The sequence below is a fragment of the Streptomyces prasinopilosus genome (assembly GCF_001419695.1).
Lineage (GTDB): Bacteria > Actinomycetota > Actinomycetes > Streptomycetales > Streptomycetaceae > Streptomyces > Streptomyces prasinopilosus.
Genome location: NZ_LIRG01000714.1, coordinates 1 through 1650, shown reverse-complemented (window position 1 = coordinate 1650; position 1650 = coordinate 1). Strand labels below are relative to the sequence as shown.

Annotated in this window: 2 protein-coding genes; both read left to right on the top strand. The window is 71.2% G+C overall.

The genetic code is table 11. From position 1 onward, the window contains the following. Nucleotides 1-1363 (top strand): peptidoglycan-binding protein (locus AOK18_RS34680; RefSeq protein ID WP_240503308.1); only part of this gene is annotated, 1363 nt, incomplete at its 5' end. Nucleotides 1364-1390: 27 nt separating this feature from the next. Continuing rightward, on the top strand, nt 1391-1650 hold a 260-nt coding region (locus tag AOK18_RS25090), incomplete at its 3' end, for a COG1470 family protein (RefSeq protein ID WP_478078854.1).

The window sequence follows — 1650 nt, the reverse complement described above, 5'->3', positions numbered from 1 at the left end:
GCCGCGCACGCCGGACGTGGTGGCGGGTCCGCATCCGTACGCGGTGCGGATCACGCCGACGGAGCAGCCGGAGGCGACGGCGGTGCCGGAGGGGAACGTGACGGTCACGCCGTTCACCGAGGTGCGGGCGGAGCTGGTGCCGCCGGTGGTGAAGGGGCGGTTGCGGGGGCGGCCGCGGCTGGCGGTGGACAATCTGGGCAACACGCGGGTGACCGCGTCGATCGGCGGCAGTGACAACGGTGATCAGTTGTCGTTCGATCTGGAGCCGTCCAATGTGCAGATCGAGCCGGGGCGGGCGGTGTTCGTCCGGGCGCGGCTGAAGCCGCGGGAGATCATCTGGTTCGGGTCGAAGCAGGAGCGTCCGTACGCGCTGGCGGTGCAGCGTTCGGGGGTGGATCCGCAGAGTGTGGAGGGCACGTTCGTCCAGCGCGGGTTCCTTCCGGGGTGGCTGGCGACGGTGCTGGGCATGACGCTGGCGCTGGCGATCGCGTTCGTGGTGATCTGGCTGTCCTACAAGCCCGACGTGCGTTCCCTGGCCACCGAACAGATGACCGAGGTCGGAGCGACCGCGCTGCCCAACCCCGAGTCCGACGAACCGCTGGCGGAGGCGCCGAAGGCCCCGGCGGAACAGGCGGCCCCGAGCGCCGCCGCCCCCGTGGCCGGTGCCGACGACGCCGGTGGCGGCTCCGGCGACGGCGGTGGCGGCGGCGGTGAGGACGAGGCCGATAAGGCCGGACCGACCGGACCGCTGCCCTTCCGCCCCGGTGACGGACCCAACCTGTTCGTGGAGTTCGCGCAGGTGCGGCTGAACACCTTGCAGCCGGACAATCCCTGCCGGCTCACGGCCCCCCACACCGCGGGCCTCATGGACGAGTCGACCGTGGCCGCCCTGAAGTGCTTCCAGACGCAGAACGACCAGCGGTACGACGGCGTCTCCGTCAAGACGGACGGCCTCGGCAACCTCGGCCGGTCCACCATGACCACCCTGATCATGGCGCACTTCGGCTCGACGAGCCCGACCGAGGTGCAGACCGGCAAGAACAACTGGGAGGTCCCGTGGTTCAACAGCGTCCTGCTGTGGGCGTCCTACACGACCGTCGACGACGGCGTCTCCACCGCGCAGCAGCTGTGGCTCCGCACCAACATGGTCTACCTGCGCGGTGAGCAGAAGCACCGGGCGAGCGCGGAGGCCAACGCCGCCACCAGCACCCGGGTCCGCGTCTACCAGGAGGGAGTCGGCCTTCCGGCCACCGGTGTCGCCGACGAGAGGGTGTTCGCCTCTCTGCACGCGGGCCGGATCGTCTCCCAGAACGACCCCGGCAAGGTCACGGCCAAGGACTACCCCCCGGCCCCCGAGCGCTGACCCTCCTCCGAGAACCAGGACACGACGATGACCCTTTGGACTTCCCTCGAGCCGGCGTCGACGACGGTGGACCCGGGTGGTGGTGCGACCGTGCGGTTGCGGGTGCGCAACACCGGTGACGTCGTGGACGAGTACCGGTTCGAGCCGGTGGGTGACCTGGCGCCGTGGGCCCGGGTGGAGCCGCAGTCGTTGCGGTTGTATCCGGGGACGACGGGGACGGTGGAGATCTCGTTCGCCCCGCCGCGCACGCCGGACGTGGTGGCGGGTCCGCATCCGTACGCGGTGCG